The sequence below is a fragment of the Ramlibacter sp. genome, from assembly GCF_035706265.1.
In the GTDB taxonomy this organism is placed as follows: domain Bacteria; phylum Pseudomonadota; class Gammaproteobacteria; order Burkholderiales; family Burkholderiaceae_C; genus Ramlibacter.
In genome coordinates this window covers 1-6,321 of sequence record NZ_DASSVG010000549.1, presented here as the reverse complement: position 1 = coordinate 6,321, position 6,321 = coordinate 1, and the positions used below count along the sequence as shown (strand labels likewise).

At 73.8% G+C, this 6,321-nt stretch carries 5 protein-coding genes; 1 reads left to right on the top strand and 4 read right to left on the bottom strand.

From position 1 onward, the window contains the following. Window positions 1–123: 123 nt before the first annotated feature. From VFM98_RS19725 to VFM98_RS19715, 3 genes are all read right to left on the bottom strand, one after another. On the bottom strand, window positions 124–2,781 hold the full coding sequence (locus tag VFM98_RS19725) for a LuxR C-terminal-related transcriptional regulator (protein WP_325111600.1): 2,658 nt from the start codon (window positions 2,779–2,781) through the stop codon (window positions 124–126). Between the two features lie 79 nt (window positions 2,782–2,860). After that, on the bottom strand, window positions 2,861–3,787 hold the full coding sequence (locus VFM98_RS19720; RefSeq protein ID WP_325111599.1) for a hypothetical protein: 927 nt from the start codon (window positions 3,785–3,787) through the stop codon (window positions 2,861–2,863). Window positions 3,788–3,891: 104 nt separating this feature from the next. Then, entirely contained in the window at window positions 3,892–4,143 is a 252-nt protein-coding gene (locus VFM98_RS19715) for a DUF3297 family protein (protein WP_325111598.1), read from the bottom strand. Between the two features lie 104 nt (window positions 4,144–4,247). Here VFM98_RS19715 and acpA point away from each other — a divergent pair, with 104 nt between their 5' ends. After that, window positions 4,248–5,765 (top strand): acid phosphatase, encoded by a 1,518-nt coding sequence (acpA, locus tag VFM98_RS19710; protein WP_325111597.1) that lies wholly within the window; start codon window positions 4,248–4,250, stop codon window positions 5,763–5,765. A gap of 7 nt (window positions 5,766–5,772) precedes the next feature. Here acpA and VFM98_RS19705 read toward each other — a convergent pair. Then, window positions 5,773–6,321 (bottom strand): dihydrofolate reductase family protein (locus tag VFM98_RS19705; protein WP_325111596.1); only part of this gene is annotated, 549 nt, incomplete at its 5' end.

The window sequence follows — 6,321 nt, the reverse complement described above, 5'->3', positions numbered from 1 at the left end:
GTCTCCTGTGGCGGGAGGCGTGGTGCCTCCCTTGGGGACGAAGCGTAGGAACGGGGGTGCGCCCGCAGCCCCCCAGTGAAGAGGGGGCCGGGGGAGGGGCTCAGCGGTCCCCGGCCGGCGCGCTCAGTCGGCCTGCATCAGCCCGAGCAGGCGCGCCCGCTGCACCACCTGCTTGCGCGTGCCGGCGTCGAGCTTGGCGAACAGGTTCTTCATGTGCCACTTGATGGTCTCTTCGCCGACCTGCATCGCCAGCCCGATCTCCTTGTTGGTCAGGTTGCCGGCGGCGAGTTGCAGCACTTCGCGCTCCTTCGCCGTCAGGCCGGAAGCGGGTGCGGTCTTCGAAGCCGGCCTGGCCTGCCCCACCGGTGGCGACGCGGAAGGGGCCGGCGCTGCGGCAGCCGATGGCGACGCATCGAAGCGCGCGAACCGCTGCGCCAGCTGCGGGTGGGCGTCGCCGAACACGCGCCGCAGCCCGAGCGCCGCGGCGAGATCGAGCGCCTCGCGCAGCAAGGCCTCCGCCTGGTGGCCGCTGCGCTCCAGCGCCAGTGCGCGCAGGCCGAGCACCTCGATGTGCACGCGTCCCTGCTGCAGCGCGCGGGCGGCTTCGTCGGCGCGTTCCAGCGGCTGCAGCGCGCCGCGCCAGTCCTGCGCCGCCAGCGCCGCGTAGCCCTCGGCCAGCGACTGCAGCATGCGGGTGCCGCGCTGCCACAAGGGGCCATCCGGCATGCCCGGCTCGGCCAGCAGCGCACCGATGCGCGCGCACAGCGCGCGGCAGGTGTCGGCACGGCCGCTGCGGGCATGCAGCCACACCTGCTCGGCCAGGCTCGCCACCCGCAGGCGCGGCAGCGTGCGGTCGGTGCCCACCGCTTCCAGCGCGCCGAGCAGGTCGAGCGCTCGGTGTTCCGCGCCGGCCGCGCAGGCGGCACGCGCCAGCGTGCGGAAGCCGCACAGCACGCATTCGGGGATGCCGGTCTCCTCCAGCACGTCGAGCCGGTTGGCGAGCAGCGCCTCGGCCTGCGCCGGCTGGTCCTGTTCCCACACCGCCGCCGCCAGCAGCGCCGCCAGCAAGGTGGCGAAGGGGCTGCGGCGGCCGAGGTCTTCCTCGGTGGCCGCGAGCGCACCCTGCAGCAGGGCCGCCGCGGGTTGCACCTGGCCCTCCCACAGGTAGCTCCAGCCGGCGATCAGGTGGCCCCAGCGCTGTACGTGCTGCGCGGAGACGGCCGCGAAGCGCTCGCCTTGCTGGTGGCGCAGCCGCGCCAGCGCCGGCTGGCCCTGCAGCAGCGCACCCAGCGCGGCGCCGTTGGCGGCGATCTGGGCCAGGCGCGGGCTCTCGGCCTCCGGCGCTTCCGCCCCGTCGGCCAGCAAGGCCACGACGCGGTCCGGTTCGTCGGCGCAGAGGGCGGCCCCGACGAGGATCATGTCGCATTCGCGGCGCAGCGCCGCGTCGGGATGCCTCTGCAGGAGCTGGTGCACGCGGGCGGAGGCCTCGGCGTGGCGGTCGCTGAGCGCCAGCGTCCAGGCCAGTGCGAGTTGCAGGCGCGGACGCCGGTCGAGTTCCTCCCGGGGCAGGCGCCAGACCCATTCCAGCCCCGCCCCGCGGCCCTGCTCCATCGTCGCGTCGTACAGGCTGCGCTCGGCCAGCGTGGCCGCCAGCTCGTGCTGGCCGGCGCAGAAGGCATGCAGGGCAGCGGCCGCGAGCAGCCCCTCGTCCAGCAGCCAGCGGCTCGCGCGCGCATGCAGGGCCTCGCGCTGCGCCTGCGGCAGCGACTCCACGCGCTGGCGCAGCGCGTCGCGTACCAGCGAGTGCATGCGCAACCACGCCCCTTGTTCGGCCGCCACGAAGACGGGCGTCTCGGCGGCAAGGCGCTCCAGCCGCGCCGGCGCGCCGGCGTCTTCCACCAGCGCCGTGCACAGGCCCGGGTGCAGCGTCTCCACGATCGAGATCCGGGTGAGGAAATCGAGGTCCTGCGGTTCCAGCTTGCCCAGCAGGGCGGTGACGAAGCGGGTGCGCAATTGGGCGCCGGTCAGGGCCCGGTGCGGCAGCGCCGCCGGCAGCCGGCCCTGCGCCAGGCCCAGTGCGAGCTGCACGCCCAGCGGCCAGCCTTCCGTCATGTCGTGCAGGCGGGCGGCCTCGTCGCCGTCGAAGGCCGCCCCGAGGCGGGCGCGCACGAGCTGCAGCGTCTGCTCCAGGCCGAAGCGCAGTTGCGGTGCTCCCAGCACCACGCACTGGCCGGAGGCCACCAGGTCCTTCACGTCCAGGCGGGCATCGCTGCGGGCGGCGATGGCGCAGCGCAGGTTGGGAGGCAGGTTGTGCAACAGGTAGGCCAGGGCGTCGCGGGCCGGCTCGGCCAGCCGGTCCGCCTCGTCCACGCAGAGCAGCAGGGGGATGGCCCCCTGCGCCACCTCGGCCAGCCACAGCGTCACGCCTTCCAGCCCGGCGGGCGGCCGCCCCTCCAGCAGCACATGGCCGAAGGCAGGGCGGTGGGCCCCCACCCGCACGGCGAGCGCCAGGGCCTGCACGAACGTCGCGAGGTCGTCGCCCGGCGCGGCCGAGACCCAGGCCACGGCGCCGCCCAGGGCGAGCTGCTCGCGCCGCCACTGGGCCAGCAGGGAGGTCTTGCCGAAGCCGCCCGGAGCCTGCACCAGCAGCACGGGCACGTCGCGCAGGCGCGGATGGCCGGACTGCAGGTCCGCGCGCGGTACCAGGTGGCCCGGCGCACGCGGCGGCGTCACCTTCAACAGCAGGTCGGCATGGGCACGCTGTCGGCTGGATCCTTGCACTTGGCAGTACCACGGTCCTCGTCCGTGGATCGTAGCCCGGCGGAGCGCGGCCAGCCAGCACCGCCCGGGATCCGGGCGCTCAGGCCGGAACCAGCACCGGCGCCAGCGCGGCCACCGCCCCGGAAGGCGCATCGAACTGCGAGACGGCCAGGCCCGGCACTTCGCGCAGCACGCCTGCCGCCCAGGCACGCGTGGACAGGCAGGCCGAGACCACGTGCACCGAGGGCAGCGGCTGCAACCCCGCGAGCACGCCGGCCACCTCGTCGACCAGCGCCTGCTTGCGCGTGCCCTGGTCGCCCAGCACCACCACCAGCCGTTCGACATGCCGCAGCCCGAGCAGCTCGAGCCCCGGCGCCAGCGCGCGGCGCGAGAACGCCTGCACCCGCACCAGGCCGCCGGAACCGCGCGGCACGTCGATGTAGGCGGCGCCCGCGTCGGAGCGCTGGAGGTCGCTGCCGGCGTGGCGTTGGTACGCCACCCGCACCCCGAGCTGCTGCGCCAGCGCACGCAGCAGGTCCACCGCGCCGTTGGCGTTGGACACCAACGCCACCACCTGCCGGCGGGCGACGAAGCCGGGTTCGCTGGCGGCCTGGCAGGGCGCGGCGACCGCCTGCCACACGTCCAGCAGCTCGGCCGGCCAGCCGTCCGCCTCTTCGCCGGCCAGGAACTCGATGCGGTGCGCCACGTCCGCGGCCTTGTCCTGCGTGTGCAGCGAGGCGACCTGCACCGGCTCGCGCAGCACGCGCGGGCCCCGGCTGCCATGCAGCAGCCGCGGCGAGTGCAGGCCCAGTTGCGTGCGCAGGTGACGGCACTCGGCCATCACGAGCGGCTCGGGGCCTTCGTGCCACTGCACGATCCAGCGGTGGGTGGACAGCAGCACGCTGCGCAATCCGCGCGGCTGGCCGCGCTGCAGCAGGGCGGGACGCAGGCGCAGCAGCTCTTCGACCGCGGAGCCATGGCGCGACCACTGGCTGGCGCACAGCAGCCGCATGCAGGAATGGGACATCAGGGGATCGGCCTGGCGCGGCAGCGTGGCCCGGAAACTTCAGACCTGAAGAATCTAGGGCATGGCCGGCCGGCCGTCCCACCCCACGATGGGGGGGCTGGCGCTCAGTCCTTGTAGAACGCCTCCACGGTGCCCTTGAGCTTGATCAGCAGGGGCCGGCCCTTGCGGTCCAGCGTCTTGCCGGCCGGCACCCGGATCCAGCCTTCGCTGATGCAGTATTCCTCCACGTCGTGGCGCTCCTTGCCGTTGAAGCGGATGCCGATGTCGTGCTCGCAGGCGGCGGCGTCGTGGTGCGGGCTGCGCGGGTCCACGGAGAGGTGGTCGGGAAGGGCAGGACGGGGGGAGGTTTCGCTCATGGGCCGGTATTCTCGGCGATCCGCCCCGGGTTTTCCCCCGGGCGGCACTTGCGCATCGACCGTTCGCCGCTAACCTGCGCACCTCGCCCCACCGAGGAGCCGCCGTGTCCCAACGCAGCCTCCCGCGTCGCCTCTTCCTGGCGCTCGCCGCCGCCGCCCTGCTGCCGGCCTGCGCCCAGCTGCCCGGCAGCGCCCCGGCGAAGCTGGCCCGCATCGGCCACGTGGTCGTGATCTACGCCGAGAACCACAGCTTCGACAACATGTACGGGCTGTTCCCCGGCGCCAACGGCATCGCACGGGCCACGCCCGCGCAGTCCACCCAGGTGGACCACGACGGCACGCCCCTGCCCGAACTGGTGGTCTTCGGCCACGACGACAAGCCCGATCCGCGCTTCCCGCGCCTGCCCAACCGGCCGTTCCGCATCGACGCCCCGCCGGTGGACAAGCCGCCCACCGAGAGCCTGCTCAGCCCCACTCACGCCTTCTTCCACCACATCGAGCAGATCGACGGCGGGCGCAACGACAGGTTCGCGGCCATGTCCACCGTCGGCGGCTACACCATGGGCTACTACGACGGCAGCGTGATGAAGGTGTGGCAGTGGGCGCGGGAGTACACGCTGGCCGACAACTTCTTCATGGGCGCCTTCGGCGGCTCCTACCTCAACCACCACTGGCTCATCTGCGCCTGCACCCCGCGCGACCCGGACGCGCCGCCGCACATGCGCATCCGGCTCGATGCCCAAGGCCGGCTGGAGCGGCGCCCCGGCTCGCCCTCGGCGCGCGAAGGCGCGGTGGAGGTGGTCAGCGGGGCCGGCGTGGCGGTCACGCCGGACGGCTGGTCCGTCAACACGACCCAGCCGCCCTGGCAGCCGAGCGGCATCCGGCCAGCCGCGACCGGGCCGCTCACGCATGCCGATCCGGCCGGCACTGCGACGAGCCGCCCGCTGCCGCCGCAGACGGCCCGCACCATCGGCGACACGCTCAGCGCCAGGGGCATCGACTGGGCCTGGTACGCCGGCGCCTGGAACGCCGCCGTGGCCGACGGCATGCAGCCGCCGGACGTGCGCCGCAGCGTGATCTATACGCGCGGGCCCGCCGGCTCGCCGAACTTCCAGCCGCACCACCAGCCCTTCAACTACTACGCCCGCTTCGCGCCCGGGACGGCCGACCGCGCCCGGCACCTGAAGGACGGCGAGGACTTCCTGCGCGCGATCACGGCCGGCACGCTGCCGCCGGTGAGCTTCTACAAGCCCGCCGGGGTGAACACGCAGCATCCCGCCTACACCGACATCATGACCGGCGACGCGCACATCGCCGAAGTTCTCCAGCGGCTGCGCACGAGTCCGCAGTGGAAGGACATGCTGGTGATCGTCACCTACGACGAGAACGGCGGCTTCTGGGACCACGTGCCGCCGCCCACCGGCCCCGGCTGGGGCGACCGCTTCGGGCCCGGCTCGCGCATCCCGACCATCCTGGTCGGGCCGACGGTGAAGCGCGGCTTCGTCGATTCGACGCCCTACGACACGACGTCGATCCTGAAGTTCATCACCGAACGCTTCGGCCTGGAGCCGCTGCCCGGAGTGCGGGCGAGGATGGGTGACCTGACGAACGCGCTGCAGTGAGCCGCGCTCAGTGGTGCGCCGCCGCGCGCCGCACTTCGTAGCGCAACTCGGCGAAGCCCTCGCCGAAGGCCCGGGCGGAGACGAGACGCAGCGAGGGCGAGACGATGCGCCGCGGCAGCAGCGGCTTGCCGGCGCCCAGCGTCACCGAGCCCACCTGCACGATGATCTCGTCGAGCAGCCCGGCGTCGTGGAACTGTCCCACCAGCGCCCCGCCGCCCACCAGCCAGATGTTCTTCTCGCGCGCCGCGGCGCGCATCTCCTCGTGCACGGCGCGCACGTCGCCGCGCACGAAGCGGATCGAAGCCCCCGGCACCGGCGGCAGCGCGCGCGAGCTGAACACCCACGCCGGCTGCGTGTAGGGCCAGGCGCCGGGCGTCTCGCTGCCGGGGCGGATCACGTGCCGCAGCATCCACTCGTAGGTGGCCGAGCCCATCGCCAGCGCGCCCACCTCGCGGATGAAGGCGGGATAGCTGGTCTCGTTGATGTCGCCGAGCGGGAACAGCCACTCCAGGGAATCGTTCTCGGTGGCAATGAAGCCGTCCAGGCTGGCGGCGGT